The following is a 17728-nucleotide window of genomic DNA, read 5'->3' as shown; positions in this document are numbered from 1 at the left end:
GAGACTTGACGAATATCCTCTTACCTTGTTCCGAATGCACCCCTCATGGCTGCAATTAGAGATGAACTAAAATTCTCCGAAAAATGGGCCGCTTTTGATAGTACCATCGGGCATAGTAGTATCGTAAACAAAATTACCATAACTCCAAATAATGTTTGGAGCGATATAAGCATCTCTGAAGTTAGTTTTAATCAGAATAGCGAACTCGAAACCACTGATGTTGGCTCCACAGAAGACAGCACTACTAGCATTCATCTGAGCCAAGTTGGTTGCTCTCAAATCGGCTTCAGTCAAGTCGCACCAAGACAAGTTGGCGGAATATAAATTAGCATCCCTGACAATAGCACGTTTCAACCAAGCGCCTTCCAAGGAAACACCAAACAAATCGGCTCTACACAAATCGGCTCTACACAAATCGGCTTGTCTCAAATAGGCTCCGCGCAAGTTGATATCTCTCAAAATAGCACCTTCGAGGTCAATCGAACTATCGAGGGGAACACCCTTCGATTGAATCAACTCAATCCCAGCAAAGTTTCGCTCTCCATCAGCATACCGAGCCAGCAACTCCTCAGCAGTTATTTCCCAAGGCATGATTTAACCTCCAAGTTTTTTTCTAATCTCAAATATATGGATGTCTAAGCTTTTATGGGCGGTTTATGTCTAGAAAAAAGATAGGCCTGTTGAGTATACTCTGTGAATTTTCAAACATCCTTTTATGATTAAAATACAAAAGCAAGATTAAAGGAGTTGGCTGATGAGTGAGATGCTTAAGACAGGAGTACGCTGGACAACTCAGGACGTGGAACTCTTCGCAGAAAATGAAGGGACGCGCTACGAGATAGTTGATGGAGAATTATTCATGAGTAGGACACCTCACTTTAAACATCAGCAAACTTGTGGGCGAATTTTCGGACAACTTAACATTTGGTCGGAGTCTACTAGTTTAGGAGAAGCTGTAATCAACCCTGGTGTTTTGTTTTCAGAATCAGATAATGTAATTCCTGATGTAGTTTGGGCTACTAAAGAAACCTTGGCGCTAACATTGGATGAAGCGGGACATTTAACTGGCGCACCAGATTTAGTAGTTGAAGTTTTGTCTGCTAGCAACGAAGACTTAAGACGAGATAAGGAAGCTAAACTTAAACTTTATTCTTCTAGAGGAGTAAAAGAATATTGGATTGCTGATTGGCGATCGCGTAAACTAGAGGTCTATCGGCGCGAACAAAGTCAACTTAACTTGGTAGCAACTTTATTTAGTAGTGATAATCTCATTTCTGGGCTATTGCCTGGTTTTAGCTGTATTGTAGACCAGCTTTTTCCTGTATAAATTTTAGGTTGAATGGAAAAAAAATCTCAAGTAGCGGATTAACTCTCATTCTTTTCCCAAAACAAAATGTGTATAATTTATTGTTCAGATATCGCCTTGCACCAATAACTAAGTTTTCTCCTCATCAAGGCGATATCTATTAGATCATCAGTTTACATTAAGAAAAACTGGGAATTTCAGAGTTAGAATCTTGTGATGTCATAGCAGACTTTGAAGACTCAGTGTTTTGATTTTTGACAGGCATAATTACAGATAGCAGCTTAGGCAGTGCTAGACAGGCAACAGTATTTAATATCGTCAGAAATATACCATCTATCAAACTCATGTATTAATCTTCTCCGTTTGAAAATTGGTAGTGACTATATTTATTAGTTTGAAGCAAATTCAGTAGAATTGCGTAAAAACAGAATTTAGATTTCTTTTAGTGAATATAAGCTAGATAAATATATTTTTATCAAAACAGAATTCAGGAGTCAGCAGCCAGAATGGGCTAAACCTTAGCTATCCGCTAACAGTTGGGTATTTTGAACGAAAGAGCGGATAGCGTAGCGTTAGCGAGTATTTTCGAGTATTTTCGAGTCGCGTCTTGATTCTGAATCCTGAATTCTGAATTCTGACTTCTTTTTCAAGTCTTCTGACTTCCTGCTCTGATATATGCTGTGGGGTCAAACCCCCTATTCACCAGATATATCCTCACAGAAGTCAGGGATCTGAGTCTCTAGGTAGAGAGCAAATTAAAATTGCCATACCTATTGCCATATTTATGAAATTAAAGCTAGAGATGAATGAAAAAATCTCATTTTTATCTATCAAAAGTATGAGATACGGACATAACAATTTCCTATATCCAAAGAAATTAAATATTTGTATTTAATCTAAAAGTATACTTCTGACAGAGGATGTAAAAAAAAATTAGACATAGTAAATTAAAATCAATATTAATCAAAGTTCCTAAACAATTCAGGCAAGTGTGCTAGACATATGCTTGGAACAGCCTAAAACTTTGTTAAAATCAGCAACACACAAACTATGAACTCTACCACCGAAAAACGTATCGCCTTGATTTCTGTCCACGGAGACCCAGCGATTGAAATAGGGAAAGAAGAAGCTGGGGGACAAAATGTTTATGTGCGCAACGTGGGTGAAGCACTAGCGCAGCTGGGATGGCAAGTTGATATGTTTACCCGCAAAGTGAGTCTGGAGCAAGACTCGATTGTTAAACATAGTAAGAATTGTCGAACTATTCGTTTAAAAGCTGGCCCCCTTGAGTTTGTGCCGCGAGATGAAATTTTTGAATATCTGCCAGAATTTGTGGATAATTTCCTCAAATTCCAAGTAAAAAATGACTTTACATACGAGTTAGTTCACACTAACTATTGGCTCTCTAGTTGGGTGGGAATGGAGTTAAATAAAATCCAAAAGAGTAAACAGGTTCACACCTACCACTCATTAGGAGCGGTGAAATATAACACTATAGAAGATATTCCTCTGATTGCTAGTCAGCGATTAGCAGTAGAAAAAGATGTGTTGGAAAAAGCAGAGCGAATTGTAGCGACCAGTCCGCAAGAACAGGAACACATGCGATCGCTGGTTTCCACAAAAGGTAATATCGATATTATTCCCTGTGGTACAGATATTCAGCGATTTGGTTCGATTGCACGAGAAGCAGCCAGAGCGGAATTGGGAATTGACAAAGAAGCCAAAGTCGTATTGTATGTAGGGCGTTTTGACCAACGCAAAGGTATAGAAACCTTGGTGCGGGCAGTAAACGAGTCTGGGTTACGCGATTCCAACAATCTTCAACTAATTATTGGTGGTGGTAGTACTCCAGGTAACAGTGACGGCATTGAGCGCGATCGCATTGAGCAAATCGTCAACGAATTGGGGATGAGCGACTTTACCATCTTTGCGGGTCGTTTGAGTCAAGATATTTTACCAACTTATTACGCCGCTGCCGATGTTTGCGTTGTTCCCAGCCACTACGAACCCTTTGGATTAGTAGCGATCGAAGCGATGGCAAGTAGCACACCAGTTGTAGCTAGTGATGTCGGCGGACTTCAGTCTACTGTAGTTAATGAAGAAACTGGTTTATTGGCACCACCACAAGATGTAGATGCTTTTGCATCTGCTATTGACCGAATTCTCTTAAATCCCGAATGGCGAGATGAATTGGGTAAAGCTGGTAGAAAGCGCGTCGAAACTAAGTTTAGCTGGGATGGTGTAGCACATCAACTGAGTGAACTTTACACCCAACTGTCGCAGCCACAACCAGCAGCGTCAACAGCAAAAGAACTAATGGAGTCAACAGCCGAACTAGTGCAGTCAACAGCAAAAGAACTAGTGGAGTCAACAGTCGAATTAGTGCAGTCAACAACAAAACTGCCAGTTTTGGTTACTAAATAATTCTTTTGCGTAACAGATAATGGTGAATGGGTAACTCGGAAGTAAGCAATAATTTTATTTTCCTAGTCGTCACTCACCATTACTCAATTATTTATTCTAAATATTTCTCTAGGCTGAGTGATTTCCGTTATTAGTTTAATTAGCGGAAATTATTTAGCCTATTTATATTGCTTTGACTTACAAAACTGTGCTGAGAGTCTATCTGAATAATAGATTTTTGCGTTAGCTATCACTAAACCAAGTAACCGCTATGATAGTTGAGGTCTGCTATGCTTTGACTAAACGAAGATAAAATCATAGCGATCGCTACCATTTGAATGTTAACAACTAATCGCTTTGCAACCAGTTGACTTTACCACTCTCACAGCTGCTTGTAGCGAAATCCGCGCTAACTGGCTACCATCACGCTTAGAACAGGTTTACCAGCGCGATCGCTACACGATTGCGATGGCATTACGCACCCTAGAACAGCGAGATTGGCTACAGATTTCTTGGCATCCCCAAGCTGCACATATTTGTATTGGCGATCCGCCACCGCGATCGCCTGATACCTTTACCTTTAGCCAACAACTGATACACCAATTGGGTGGTTTAGCACTGGTGGCGATTGAAGCGATCGCTCCTTGGGAGCGTGTGATTGATTTGCAATTTGCCCGTCGTCCTGGAGAAAGCGCCCTATATCATGTCTATGCAGAAATCATGGGCAAGTATAGCAACGTCATTCTCACCGACGCTAACAATATAATTATCACCGCCGCCCATCAAGTCAGTCAGCAACAATCGAGTGTCCGTCCCATCCAAACCGGACAGCCTTATGAAACACCACCGAAACTGACTGGAACTGTCCCCAGTTTGAGCGAATCTCAAGAACGTTGGCAAGAACGGGTAAGTTTAGTACCAGGAGCAATCAAGCGGCAATTGCTCAAGAGTTATAGTGGTTTGAGTGCAGCACTACTGGAGTTAATGCTGCTAGAAGCAAATATTGCACCAGAAACATCCACCGATACTCTCAACCCCGACGACTGGCGACGGCTGTTTGAGCGTTGGCAACAATGGCTGCAAGCCCTAGATTCCAAAGAATTTCAACCCGCTTGGACAAAAGATGGTTACACCGTAATGGGTTGGGGTGCAGCTGAAAAGGTCAAAAATATCCAGGAGTTACTTAACCGCTATTACAGTAACCAAATTGATCAACAGTTATTTTCCCAATTACGCCATCAGTTGAGTCAGAAATTGAATAATATTCTGACGAAATTACGCAATAAAGCTCAAACCTTTCAGACGCGCTTACAACAATCAGATCGAGCCGATGAGTATCGGCAAAAAGCTGATTTATTGATGGCTCATTTGCAAAACTGGGAACCAGGGATGAAAGAAATTATCCTTGCTGATTTTGAGACAAATTTGCCAGTTGCGATCGCTCTCCAACCAGATAAAAATGCTGTCCAAAATGCCCAAAGTCTTTACAAACAGCACCAAAAGCTGAAACGCGCTCGTGCTGCCGTGGAACCGCTACTATTGGAAGTGCGGACAGAAATTGAGTATTTAGAACAAGTAGAAGCTGCGATCGCTCAGATAGACACCTACCAAACAGCAGAAGATTTACGAGCTTTAGAAGAAATCCGCGAAGAGTTGATTGGGCAAAAGTATCTGGAAGATCCAGAATACCGCAGCCGCAGTGCAAACGAACCTCCCAGCACCAATTTTCATCGTTACCTTACCCCCAGCGGCTTTGAAGTATTAATCGGTCGTAACAATCGCCAGAATGACCAATTAACCTTTCGTGTAGCTGGGGATTATGACATCTGGTTCCACGCTCAAGAAATTCCAGGAAGTCATGTGTTACTACGTCTAGAACCGGGTGCTGTTGCAGAAGAAGCTGATTTGCAATTTGTAGCTAATCTTGCGGCATACTACAGTCGCGCCCGTCAGAGTGAGCAAGTGCCAGTAGTTTACACTCAGCCAAAACACGTCTACAAACCCAAAGGCGCAAAACCGGGAATTGCCATTTACAAGCAGGAAACTATACTTTGGGGAAAACCGCAATTAAGGCAAGAGACGCGATGAATCGCCGTCTCTACAATAATCAGTCTTTTGTAGAGACGGCGATTTATCGCGTCTTTATGATGATTTATCCCATCTTTAGCGATCTAGAATCGTCATCAACCGAACCGTATTGCCCTCATTCCGGCAAACCATCTACCCGCATCAAATCTAATTCCCGTTCAAATATTTCATCAATTGGCAACATTTGACCATCAACAGTCATAAATTTATGATCTTTTGTTGCTCGAATTATTGAACCATCTTCCAAACAATACTCAAATACCTCTTGTTGTCCGCGATCGTGCCACTGTGCTACAGGTTGCGTGTAAATATTTCCATTGTTATCAACGCTGTATACACTGCATTCAATGCCTTTTTCGACAATTTCTCCAATCGGCATTAATCCATATTCTACTGTCAATATTTCTGTGTCATAGCTTAAACAATATTCAGCAAACTTTAACATTTGCTCAAATAATTCATCCGCAACTTTTTTCTGAACGCCATTTTTCGCTGCGCCATCAACGAATTTTTCTCGCTGCTTTTGCATCTCAGAAACTTTCTTTTTACCCATCGCCCGACGCAGCAAGTCAGCTTGTCCTAATGTATATCCAGCCATATCCTGAGCAATTTTCATGATTTGCTCTTGATAGACCATAATTCCATAGGTTTCGTCTAATATTGGTTCGAGAATTTGGTGTTGATAATCAATCTTTTCTCGACCATGTTTGCGGTTGATAAATTTAGGAATTAGTCCCGCATCTAATGGGCCGGGTCGATAAAGTGCCAAAATAGAAGAAATATCTTCTATATTAGAAGGCTTCAAATCTCGCACGATCTGACGCATCCCAGAAGATTCTAATTGAAATATCCCTTCTAACTCACCTGCTTCTAATAACTCATAAGTTTTCTGTACATCTTTTGGTAGACTGCTATGTTCACCTTTAGCTAATATCCTTTGGGCTTTTCTTTCCTGGCGGGGAATTTCATCGGGATCAACCCGATATCCTCTGGTTTCTTGAATCAAATCTACAGTTTTTTGAATCAGTGTCAGGTTCCGTAAACCCAGAAAATCCATTTTCAACAAACCCATTGATTCCAGGTCTTCCATGAAATATTGGGTAATTACAGAACCGTCATTATTTTTTTGTAACGGCACAATTTGATCAAGTGGTTCGTCTGAAATTACCACACCTGCTGCATGAACACCAAAAGTTTTGTTAGTTCCTTCAATTCGCATCGCCATATCAAGCCAATGGCGAACATGGGGTTCTTTATCATATTTCTCTTTAAACTCTGGTTCTGGAGTTTTATCGGAAACCATCACCTTGAGTTTCGTTGGTTTTCCCCGCACCACAGGAATCATTTTCGCCATTTTGTCAGCTTCCCCATAGGGAATATTCAACACTCTGGCGACATCTTTCAAAACCGCTTTAGAAGTTAGACGGTTAAAAGTAATAATTTGAGCAACTCTATCTGCACCATATTTCTCAGTGACATATTCAATCACTTTATCCCGTTGTTCAATACAGAAATCCGTATCAATATCAGGCATTGATTTACGTTCTGGGTTCAAAAAACGCTCGAATAGTAACCCATGATGCACAGGATCAATATTAGTAATTCGCATTGCATAAGCAACTAATGAACCAGCCGCCGAACCCCGTCCTGGCCCCACTGGAATATTATTATCTCTAGCAAATTTTATGTAGTCCCATACAACTAAAAAGTATTTGGAAAAACCCATCTGCTGAATCATTTTTAGTTCGTATTCCAATCTTTCTTTATAGACGGAATCGACTTCCTGACGAGATTTGCGATTTAACCGTTCTAAAAGTCCGCTCCATGCAACATCTTCGGCGTAAGTGTCAGCAGTATGACCAGAGGGAATGGGAGGTGTAGGAATCTGAGGCTCACCCATAATATGGTAAGGCTCGACTTTATCGGCCACTTCTTCGGTAGTAGCGATCGCTTCTACAATCACATCATCCGGCAAATGGTCGCGAAATAGCTGCTGCATCTCCTCGCCAGACTTGAGATATTCTGTGCCGCTATAACGCATCCGCTTATCTTCAATAATTAACTTGCCAGTTTGGATACATAGCAAAGCGTCGTGGGCTTCAACGTCGAAACAAGAAATAAAATGTGAATCATTCGTAGCAATAATTTTAATCCCTAGTTCCCGCGCAATCTTGACAATTTCAACATTCACAATTCGGTCTTCTTGGGAGCCGTGGTCTTGAATTTCTAGATAATAATCATCACCAAATACCTCTTTATACCACTGAGCAACTTTTCGGGCGGCATCTGGTCTATTACTAAGAATCGCTTGGGGGACTTCTCCACCCAAACAAGCGCTAGTGACAATCAAGCCTTCATGATATTCTTTTAATAAATCTTTATTAATACAAGGACGAGAAAAAATTCCTTTACCTTGAACACCTTTGAGGTGAGAAATTGTGGTTAATTTGACTAAATTTTTGTAACCTTTGGTATTTTTAGCTAAAACTACTTGATGATATTTGGGGCGGCGTTCTTGTTTCTCAATATCGCCGTTAATAATATACATTTCATTGCCGATAATCGGCTTAATATTTTGACTACGGCAGATTTTGATCAGTTCAACAGCTCCATACATGACACCATGATCGGTAAGGGCGATCGCTTTCATTCCCAGTGCGATCGCTCGATCCACCAACTCTGGAAGCTGACTTGCCCCATCAAGTAGACTGTAGTCACTGTGAATATGTAAAGGCACAAAGGACATAAGCATCTCCAACCACAAGCCCAGATACCTCTAGGGGCCTACCTTGTGGTATACCCTTTCGAGCTAGATTTTGCAAAGCAACGGAATCTTAGATTAACAGTTTTTAACCAAAATTAAAGCTGTTCTTTTTCGGGAATTATCACTATCATTAATGTTGTTTTAATAGTTACAGCAGTTAAACAGTATCTAGCCAATGAGTGAAACAGAGAGAACTACTTCGCCTGAAACCAAAGCTAGCCCTTGGTGGCAGCGTATCCCTCTCACGTTGCAAATTCTCATCGCCTTAGTAGCGGCAGTCAGCGTCGGAATTGCCCTTGGTGCAGGGAATCCCAATCCCAGTAATGCCACCTTAATCAACAATTTAGCAATTCCAGCTGAATTGGTACTAAAGGCTCTCCGTGCTTTGGCTACACCCCTGATTCTGGCAGCAGTGCTACATACTTTGATGACGACTAACATCCCTGGTACCGCTGGACGGCGGTTGGCAGTGTTACTTTTAACCAACACTACCGTAGCTATTTTAGTGGGACTTCTCGTAGCGAATGTGTTGCGTCCAGGGACTTGGGGCAATGTAACCACCTCAATAAGTACAGAAGTAACTCCCCAGAGTATTGACCCTTGGGGAATACTCAAAGATGCTGTACCGGAAGCTGTCCTCAAGCCATTAGTTGATAATAATGTCATCCAACTAATTGTGATTGCTTTAAGTTTTGGCATCGTCCTGCGAGGATTAAAATCTGAACAAATCGCCCAAGGCAAGAATGGATATCAGCCGATAGAGGATGTCATCGGGATTTTATTTGAAGCGGTAGTCCGTATCCTCAACTGGGTAATTGCCTTAGTGCCGTTGGCAGTCTTTGGGATTGTAGCTAAAACTATTGCGATGCAAGGCTTTGCACCATTTAAATCTTTGGGTGCCTTTATACTGGCGGTGCTGTTAGCGCTGGGATTGCAAGCGTGCTACTACCTCACCAGAGTAAAATTTGGTTCTTGGGTACACCCGTTAAAATTTCTAGCTGGCGGTTCTGATGCCTTTTTGACAGCTTTCTCAACTTCTTCCTCTGCGGCGACAATGCCCGTAACCTTTGAGGTTTTGCAAACAAAAGTCGGTTTAAGGGAATCTTCTGCTGCCTTGGGGGCATTAGTCGGGGCAAATTTCAATAATGATGGCACTGCCCTCTATGAAGCAATGTCTGCGTTGTATATTTCCCAACTAATTGGACAACATCTAAGTCTGACACAGCAGTTAATTGTCATCCTTACCTCGATTTTTGCATCTGTGGGTGCGGCAAATATTCCTAATGCGGGACTGGTAACGATGACACTGGTGTTCACTTCTGTCGGCTTACCTACCCAGTACATCGCTTTGCTAGTTACTGTAGACTGGTTTTTGGATCGCTGCCGCACCGCGATTAATGTTATGGGAGATATGACTGTCAGTGCTTTACTTGACGGCAAAAAGCCTCGTTCTGTGGACGAGGCTTAGTTTGCCAGCTTTTCAGATATCTAATGCTGTTGAGGCCCTTTGGCGTCACATTCTTTAGTCCAGCAACGTTCTAAAAGTTGCAGACGCCAGATCAATACAAAGCGTTGGGGATTCAATACTAATTTAGTATCCTGACTAAATAAGGGCTGGTTCAGATACTGCCAAATAGGAAATTTAATTTTGGTGTGTTTTGGAGTCATAAGAACAACAAAATAATATAAAAGTTTTGTCTAGCAATTGCCTGATACTGTTTTTCTAGTTAAAGGCTACTCTGCGTTTTTGCGATTGTCCTGGTGGCAATTGCGGAATTTTAGCAAGTGAATTTATGTTGTTTCCGCTTTAATACTGAAATAAACCCCGGCATGAATTATGTTAGCAATTGCAAACTGCTTAAATCACAAGTGTTTCGGCTTTTTAAGCATGGCATTCTAATATGTACCGTTGTTTCCTGCTGATAGACACTTGAAATTGAGAACTGCCCACCACAACGTTCGACGATTTTTTGGACAAGCTTTAAGCCTATGCCTGTGCCCTGCTGTTCGTAGGTTTTGCGTTCAAACTGCATGAAAGCACCGATTTTAGATATCTGTTCTTCTGTCATGCCCCGTCCGAAATCATGGACGGAGACATTTAGCATTCCTGCTACCACCTGACTACTGATCTTAATAGTTGTCCCACTCTGGGAGAATTTGAGCGCATTACTAACTAATTCATGGAGGATAATCGTTAGATATCGATCCGATATTGACACATCAGCCTCTTCAATTGCAAAGATGAAATCGTTGCTGCGATCAACACTTTGAGCATGAGATTGCAAAGCCGCTTCAATCGCTACCATTGAAAAGTGAGTTGACTGAGGTTTGATATCTTGCTGCTGGTGTGTTGATAACTCTAGTTCTAAATAGATCAAGAATTGTTTGGTTAATTTTTCTAGGCGACGGACGGATTGATCTGCCAGGCCTAAAAGTTCACAGATTTCGGCAGAATCCATGTTGTCAATATCTTCGATCAGTAAACTGATGGTTCCGACAATGCCATTTAGTGGTGTATTGAGTTCATGTGGTAAACTAGAAACCAAGTTGCCGCGCAGTTCATTGAGTGTGCTTTCCAAGACTTTGATCGTACTTGTTTGGATATTCGATAAAGTTTGGATGTTGTCGTACTGTTGCTTAATCCTCAGCATTGAATGAATGCGTGCCCGCAATTCGACAGCATTCACGGGTTTACTAATGAAGTCGTCTGCACCTGATTTTAGGCAGCGAGCGAGGTCTTCTTTGGCGGTGAGAGCCGTCACCATGATGATCGGAACTGGCTGCCATTGCGGCATAGCTTTAATTCGCTGGCAGACTTCTATGCCATCCATTGCCGGCATCATTAGGTCTAGCAAAATCACATCTGGCTGAAATAAGTTGAGGGATGCGATCGCCTCTTGACCACTCGCAGCATAGTGCAGCAGATAATTTTGCTTACTTAAGAGTGTTTCAATCACATCAAAGTTATCGGGTTGATCGTCAACTACTAAAATAGAGGGCATATTCATTTGTTAGCCTTTGTTGCAACTAAAAGCTGTTGAATAGTGGTAGTCAGTTGCTTGAGTTTCACGGGTTTAGTTAGGTACTCGTTGGCTCCTGCTTCTAAACAGCGATCGCGATCGCCGGTCATGGCTAACGCTGTCAAGGCAACGATGGGAATATCAATCAAGTTAGAATCGAGGCGAATCTGTCTCATTGCCTCTAAACCGTCCATTCCTGACATTTGGATATCCATCAAAATCAAGTCAGGCTGGTGAGTTGTGGCCAGGTCGATTGCTTCTTGACCATTTGTTGCTAACAGAATCTGATAGCCCTTGGCACGGAGGTAGCTAGAAACTGTACTGATATTGGCTTGGTTATCTTCTGCTAGCAAGATCAGGGGGGCAGGGTGCGAATCGTTGGCAGGAGGGGAATCCAGTTTGAGAATAGCAGGGGGTTGATTACCTGCCGTCAATTCCGGCGAGAAGGGAGAACCGGGAGTACAGGGTAACTCAATCGTGAAGCAACTGCCCACATCCAGTTCACTGGTTAGCCCCACCCTACCGCCGTGGAGTTCGACAATCCGCTTCACCAATGCCAGTCCCAAGCCTGTACCTGTATATTGACGGTTCAGGGCGCTATCGATTTGGACGAAGGGCTGAAATAGTTGTTTGATATTCTCTGGCGAGATGCCGATGCCTGTATCGTTCACGGCAATTCGCAGGAAGTGTTGGGGGGAGGAATCGTTAGTGTCGGGGGAAAGTTCAGCAACTTCTAGGATAATGCGTCCCCCCTCTGAGGTGAATTTGACCGCATTGTTAAGCAGGTTAATTAACACTTGCCGAATGCGGCGTTCATCCACGAGCAGGTCAGGTAGATTCAGCTGAAGTTTGATTTCAACCTTAATCCCTTTTTGGAATGCCTGCTGTTTGATAAACGCCAGACTGGATTGACACAGATCAGCCACTGAAGTTGAGGTGAATTCCAGTTTAATCTGTCCGGCTTCAATGGTTGCCACATCCAGGATGTCGTTGATCAACTCCAGCAAATGAGAGCCGCTGCCCTCAATGGTTTGCAAGGCTTTGAGTTGTTGCTCGTTGACGATGCCAAAGACTTCCTCTTCTAGCCCTTCGGTCATGCCCAAAATGGCGTTCAGGGGGGTGCGAAGTTCGTGGCTCATGTTCGCCAAGAATTCGTCTTTGAGGCGGGTGGCGCGAGCGAGTTCTTGGTTAGAAATTGCCAGTTGTTGATTGCTCTCGGTTAGTTTTGCCTCTGCTTGCTGTCCTTTTGCGAGTTCTTGCTGTAATTGCTCAAAAAGACTCGCTTGCTGAATGGCGATCGCTAACTGGTTGGCAATTTGTTGCAGAAGTTGCGCTTCCGAGTCTTTCCACACTCGTTTTTCTTTGCAGGCATGGACAACCAAAACCCCCCAGAGCTTGTTATTTTCCCAAGGGGCAACCCAGCGATGGGTTTCGCTGCCTCGCACCTCTTGTAAAATCGGTGCGATAATTTTCGACTGGATTTGACCTTCAATTGCGTATTCCACCAGGCAATCTGTCCAAATATCGTTCATCACATCGGGGACAATGCGCGGCTTGCCCTGCCAGTAGCAATCGAGGATTTCTGGAGACCACATTTCGTTATCCCAGTGGCGGTCTTTGAGGCTGGGGAACTCACCAGATAAGGCTTCTTCGACAATTTGACTTCTGCCGTCAGCAAAGAGGCGGAAGACGATGACGCGATCGCTGTGCATCACGTCTTTGACCTGCTGAGTCACCGTTGTCAGGATCTCGTTGATATCTAGCGACTGGCGAATTTTTTGGATAATCGCGCCCAAGGCGTGTTGTCGTCGCAGTTCGAGGGCAATCCTCGCTTCGGCTTGCTGCCGCACCAACAGTTCCGACTGAATTTGCTCGTAGAGATTTGCTTGTTGAATGGCGATCGCTAACTGGTTGGCAAGTTGTTGGGTAAAGTCAATTTCAGACTGCTGCCAGTGGCGGGCTGTCGCACATTGATGGATGCACAGCAAGCCCCATAACTTATTACCGCAGAGGAATGGCATAATCAGATTGGCACGCACCTGAAACTGAGAGAGGATGTCACTGTGGCAGGTTGTCATCCCACCGTTATAAATATCATCGACAACATAAGACCTACCCAAGGCATAGAGGGATGAATAGTTTTCGCCAAAGCAGTGGTCGTGTACCCGAATCGCCAGCACTGAGGAAAACCCTTCTATAGCTGATTCAGCCACAAATTCGCCATCATCAAAGTTGGATTCGGGATAAAATTTGAAAATGCACACCCGATCGGCCTGAATCACTGAGCGGATTTCCTGGCAAGTGATGTCGAAAATAGTCTGGAGGTCTAGAGATTGACGAATCCTCTGGGTGATTTCTCGCAGCAGTTGTTCTCGTTCGACCTGTTGGCCAATGGTTTTCTCGGCTTGTTTGCGTAAGCGTTCGCGCAGCGTCTCGTAGAGAAGCTCGTCGTAGACATCGCTAATATTAAAGTTGACCCCAATCATGCTCTGGGGATTGCCCAGAGCATCTCGCACCACCACCCCATAGGCTTTAATAAAGTGAATACTTCCATCGGGATGCACGACCTGAAACTCGGTATCGTATTCTGCCTGTCCTAAAACGGCTTGCTGGATCAATGCTTCGGCTGAGGTGCGGTCATCGGGATGTAGCCTGTTTGCCCAAATGTCGTAAAACACAGGGGAATCAGATTGTTTGGTGATCCCATACAGTTCGTACATCCGCTCATCCCAAAGGATGGTATTTTGTAAAATGTCCCACTCCCAACAGCCGATCGCCCCAGATTTGAGGGACAAGGCGAGGCGTTCCGATAGTTTATGGAGTTCTGCTTCAGCTTGTTTGCGCTGGGTAATGTCTCGAAAGATGCCCCGCGTGGCGATCGGTTGTTCATCTTGAAACTGACAATTGATATTCCCCTCGACGATGATTTCTCTGCCATCTTTGGTCAGGAATCTGGTTTCGATATCTAAACTGAGTGCGCCAGTAAATAGGCTTTGGATCGCTGTCTGGCAATACTCAAGGTCATCGGGATGGATAACCTGGAAAATGGACAACTGCTCTAGGTCGGCATCGTTGTATCCCAAGGTTTCTTTCCATGCCCGATTCACAAATAAAATCCGACCGTCGGGCGAAACGCTTTGGATCAAATCGGTGGCGTTGTCGAAGAGATCGCGCAGTTGAGCCTCTCGCGCTTGGAGTTCTTGAGTCCGTTGTTTTACCCTCCCTTCCAACTCCTGATTCAAGCGATGTAGTGCATTGTTTGCGATTTGACGCTGCAATTGGGCGGTTGCCAGAGAGGTTTCTAGGTTCAAACCCAATGCCTGAAACTGGACAATATCTCGCTCGGTAACAATCCCCACCGGAATTTGCAGGGGTTCAGCTTGGCTGCTAGTTTGCACAATTATCACCGAACTAACCCCGTATTTTACCATCAGTTGAGCGATCGCTAGCATGGAACTATCCTGCGTAGCGCAAATCACCTGACTCGTCATCACCTCAGACACTAGGCGTAACCGCAAAATATCTATCGGGCGGGAGATTTGCCGTAGACTTTCATCAGTCACCAGCCCCGCCAGGCGATCTTGCTCATCCAGGATGGGTAAATAGCGAATCTGATGCTGCTGGAGCAGATTAATCGCAAAAAATAAATCGCTAAAAGCAGACTCATGCAGCGCGATCACAGGATGTACCATCACCCCCCGAATCGCTAGATTCTCCAGAGAACGCTGCTGGGCACTCAGGCGCACCACGTCCCACGCTGTGAAAATACTTAGCAACAGCCCGTCTTCCACTACCAACACGCAGTTTGATTGTGCCTCTAGATAGAGTTGATCCAGTTGCCCATCCGCAGTTTTAGTGGTATTATGTTTAGTCTGCACGCCAATCATTTGGGCGATCGCGTCCATCACCGTCGTATCCGGTTTAACTATCAGGGGATCGCGGGCGATCGCAAACTTTAGTTCTGATAAGGTGAGAGCCGTTGCGCGGTTAAACATTAATGATTAATTTAATAAAGCATTTATTCTGTATTGTTCCCGTGAGCAATACACAAATTGCTTAAACCGCAAAATTATTAAACGTTGAGAGGGTTGTGGTTTTGGGTAGATTACAATAATCCGCCCAGAAAATCAAGATTTAGGTATTGACAAAAAAACTGAGATGGGCATCTTGCCCATCCCAGAATAAAAATTTTCTCATAAAACGCCTCGGCTATATTTGAGCTAAAGCGGTTTGGTTCGGTTAAAGGGATTTCCAAGAAATAAATTATCCAATCTTGTGGGGTGGGCAACATGAGCGGCTTTGGTTACTGGGCGCTCGTGTCGCCCACCCCACAATAAATAATTGGATATTTTTTATCTGTCAGTCCCAAATTTCTCAGTATCTAATAATGAGTGCCTGTTTTCCGATGGTTGATGGCAGTCACAGCATCAGGCTTGAGTAATTTCCCTTCGTCCACAGTTGCATACACAACCCAATGATCGCCACATTCCAGACGTTGGTTGACTGAACATTCCAAATATGCTAAAGCGTCGGTGAGGACAGTACAGCCATTATCTGCAACTGCTGTACTAAAGTTGGCAAATCGATCTTCCCCAGGCGCGAAAGATTTACGGAAATGTTTCATGTAGTCTTGATGATTGCCTTCAGGTAGAATATTTAAGGCAAACTTACCGCCTGGATACATCAAAGATTCGATCGCTCGCTCTTTAGCGATCGCCACTGTTATTCCGGGTGGGTTGAAGGTGGCTTGAGAAACCCAAGCGCCTAACATCGCGGTAGACACTTCTCCTTGTTTTGCTGTCACCACGCAAACGGAACCAACAATCCGGCCAACAGCCTGTTCCACTGGGGTAGCGGCTTGTTGGGGTACGCGTACCTTTTTAGCCTTTTTCAGTGCTTGGGCAAAGTCTGTACCTAGTTCTTCACAGAATTTGAGAGTGACATCATCAGGTTTAAACTTCACCTTCAGGGTGTCAAAACCAAAGCGATATCCAGCATCGCGGAGTTTACCTTCGATTAAGTCAAATGCTTCGCCACTCCAGCCGTAGGAACCAAATACCCCAGCGAGTTTGCTGTTGTCACCACTCGATAACACAATCCCTAAAGCAGTATGAATGGGAGTTGGCGCATGACCACCGATGGTAGGAGAACCGATGATAAAACCCTCTGACTGTGCGAGGTTGATGCGAATTTCATCAGGGGTAGCAAATTCGCAGTTAATCGATTTGACTGCGACTCCACCTTTAGTTAATCCCAGAGCGATCGCTTGTGCTAAAGTCGCTGTATTTCCGTAAGCTGAAGCATAAAGTAGGGCAACGGAAATTTCGCGATCGTTGTGAGAACGGCTCCATTCTCCGTAAGCTTTGGTAAGTTCGATTAAACTGGTGCGTACCAAGGGCCCGTGTCCCACAGCATACATTCTCACCTGCAAATCTGAGATTTTCTCTAAAGCTGCTTGCACATGAGGAGTTTGGGGAGCCATCAGGCAGTTAAAGTAGTAACGCTGGTCTTCTTTGAGCGCTTCCCAGTTATCATCAAACACTTCATCACCACAGAGATGAGTTGCAAATAACTTATCTGTGTAGAGAATTTGGGTTTGCTGATCGTAGGTACAAAGTCCTTCCGGCCAACGCGGACTGGGAGTGGGCAAGAATTTCAAAACATGACCCTTACCTAAATCCAGAGTTTCTTTCCCCCGCATCACCAAGACATTTAAATCTTGCTCTAAGAAAGCAGCACGCAAATTGTTCGCACCAGGAAGAGAACAGACAAAAGTTACCTGTGGCGCTAGTTCTAAAATTGCTTTCAGGGTTGCAACTCGATTGGGACTAAAATGACCCAGGATTATATAATCCAAACTTTGTAAATCTAAAGTCTGCCGCAATGCCTCTAAATAAATTTCGGTAAAGCTTTCTGGCGGTGGATCGATAAGTGCGGTTTTATCAGCTTCAATTAAATAGCAATTGGAGGTAGTACCTCTTTCAAGTGCGTATTCAATTTCAAACCGCAGACGTGACCAACTACGCGCTCTGATCGCTTTAGTATTTGTAGCAATTGGTAGAACTTGTACGTCGCGTGGCTTGGAATTGGTCATAGCTGTTTAAATTTGGGGAACAGAGACTGGGGACTGGGGACTGGGGACTGGGG

10 protein-coding genes and 1 pseudogene are annotated in these 17728 nt (G+C 43.8%); 4 read left to right on the top strand and 7 right to left on the bottom strand.

Going from position 1 to position 17728, the window contains the following annotated elements; genetic code table 11:
• Nucleotides 1-66: 66 nt before the first annotated feature.
• The gene (locus CDG76_RS22605) at nucleotides 67-591 is read right to left on the bottom strand and encodes a pentapeptide repeat-containing protein (RefSeq protein ID WP_094351176.1); all 525 of its coding nucleotides are present in this window, start codon (nucleotides 589-591) and stop codon (nucleotides 67-69) included.
• Nucleotides 592-763: 172 nt separating this feature from the next.
• Between CDG76_RS22605 and CDG76_RS22600 the strand changes: the two genes are divergently transcribed.
• Nucleotides 764-1327 (top strand): Uma2 family endonuclease, encoded by a 564-nt coding sequence (locus tag CDG76_RS22600; RefSeq protein WP_442946386.1) that lies wholly within the window; start codon nucleotides 764-766, stop codon nucleotides 1325-1327.
• A 157-nt stretch (nucleotides 1328-1484) separates the two neighbouring features.
• On the opposite strand, the gene CDG76_RS37550 is transcribed toward CDG76_RS22600, so the two are convergent.
• Nucleotides 1485-1652 (bottom strand): hypothetical protein, encoded by a 168-nt coding sequence (locus tag CDG76_RS37550; protein WP_190240942.1) that lies wholly within the window; start codon nucleotides 1650-1652, stop codon nucleotides 1485-1487.
• 704 nt (nucleotides 1653-2356) lie between these two features.
• Here CDG76_RS37550 and CDG76_RS22595 point away from each other — a divergent pair.
• Both CDG76_RS22595 and CDG76_RS22590 read left to right on the top strand, forming a co-directional pair.
• Nucleotides 2357-3592: pseudogene (locus tag CDG76_RS22595) on the top strand (glycosyltransferase family 4 protein); the annotation flags it as partial.
• 474 nt (nucleotides 3593-4066) lie between these two features.
• Complete coding sequence (locus tag CDG76_RS22590; RefSeq protein WP_094351174.1) at nucleotides 4067-5797, top strand: Rqc2 family fibronectin-binding protein; 1731 nt, start codon at nucleotides 4067-4069, stop codon at nucleotides 5795-5797.
• Nucleotides 5798-5912: 115 nt separating this feature from the next.
• On the opposite strand, the gene CDG76_RS22585 is transcribed toward CDG76_RS22590, so the two are convergent.
• The gene (locus tag CDG76_RS22585; RefSeq protein WP_094351173.1) at nucleotides 5913-8543 is read right to left on the bottom strand and encodes a DNA polymerase III subunit alpha; all 2631 of its coding nucleotides are present in this window, start codon (nucleotides 8541-8543) and stop codon (nucleotides 5913-5915) included.
• 193 nt (nucleotides 8544-8736) lie between these two features.
• On the opposite strand from CDG76_RS22585, the gene CDG76_RS22580 reads away from it, so the two are divergent.
• Nucleotides 8737-10029, top strand: a complete 1293-nt coding sequence (locus CDG76_RS22580; protein ID WP_094351172.1) for a dicarboxylate/amino acid:cation symporter — start codon at nucleotides 8737-8739, stop codon at nucleotides 10027-10029.
• 20 nt (nucleotides 10030-10049) lie between these two features.
• On the opposite strand, the gene CDG76_RS38535 is transcribed toward CDG76_RS22580, so the two are convergent.
• The 4 genes from CDG76_RS38535 to CDG76_RS22560 all read right to left on the bottom strand — a co-directional run bounded on the left by CDG76_RS38535 (nucleotide 10050) and on the right by CDG76_RS22560 (nucleotide 17675).
• Nucleotides 10050-10229 (bottom strand): hypothetical protein, encoded by a 180-nt coding sequence (locus CDG76_RS38535; RefSeq protein WP_094351171.1) that lies wholly within the window; start codon nucleotides 10227-10229, stop codon nucleotides 10050-10052.
• Between the two features lie 167 nt (nucleotides 10230-10396).
• Nucleotides 10397-11569, bottom strand: a complete 1173-nt coding sequence (locus tag CDG76_RS22570; RefSeq protein ID WP_094351170.1) for a hybrid sensor histidine kinase/response regulator — start codon at nucleotides 11567-11569, stop codon at nucleotides 10397-10399.
• Complete coding sequence (locus tag CDG76_RS22565; RefSeq protein ID WP_094351169.1) at nucleotides 11566-15576, bottom strand: GAF domain-containing protein; 4011 nt, start codon at nucleotides 15574-15576, stop codon at nucleotides 11566-11568. Before CDG76_RS22565 ends, CDG76_RS22570 begins: the two co-directional genes overlap by 4 nt.
• Nucleotides 15577-15962: 386 nt before the next feature.
• On the bottom strand, nucleotides 15963-17675 hold the full coding sequence (locus CDG76_RS22560) for a diflavin flavoprotein (protein WP_094351168.1): 1713 nt from the start codon (nucleotides 17673-17675) through the stop codon (nucleotides 15963-15965).
• Between the last annotated feature and the right edge of the window lie 53 nt (nucleotides 17676-17728).

This window comes from Nostoc sp. 'Peltigera membranacea cyanobiont' 210A (assembly GCF_002246015.1).
Taxonomy (GTDB): domain Bacteria; phylum Cyanobacteriota; class Cyanobacteriia; order Cyanobacteriales; family Nostocaceae; genus Nostoc.
Note: the sequence above shows the minus strand (reverse complement) of the source record. Positions and strands in the feature narration are given on the sequence as shown.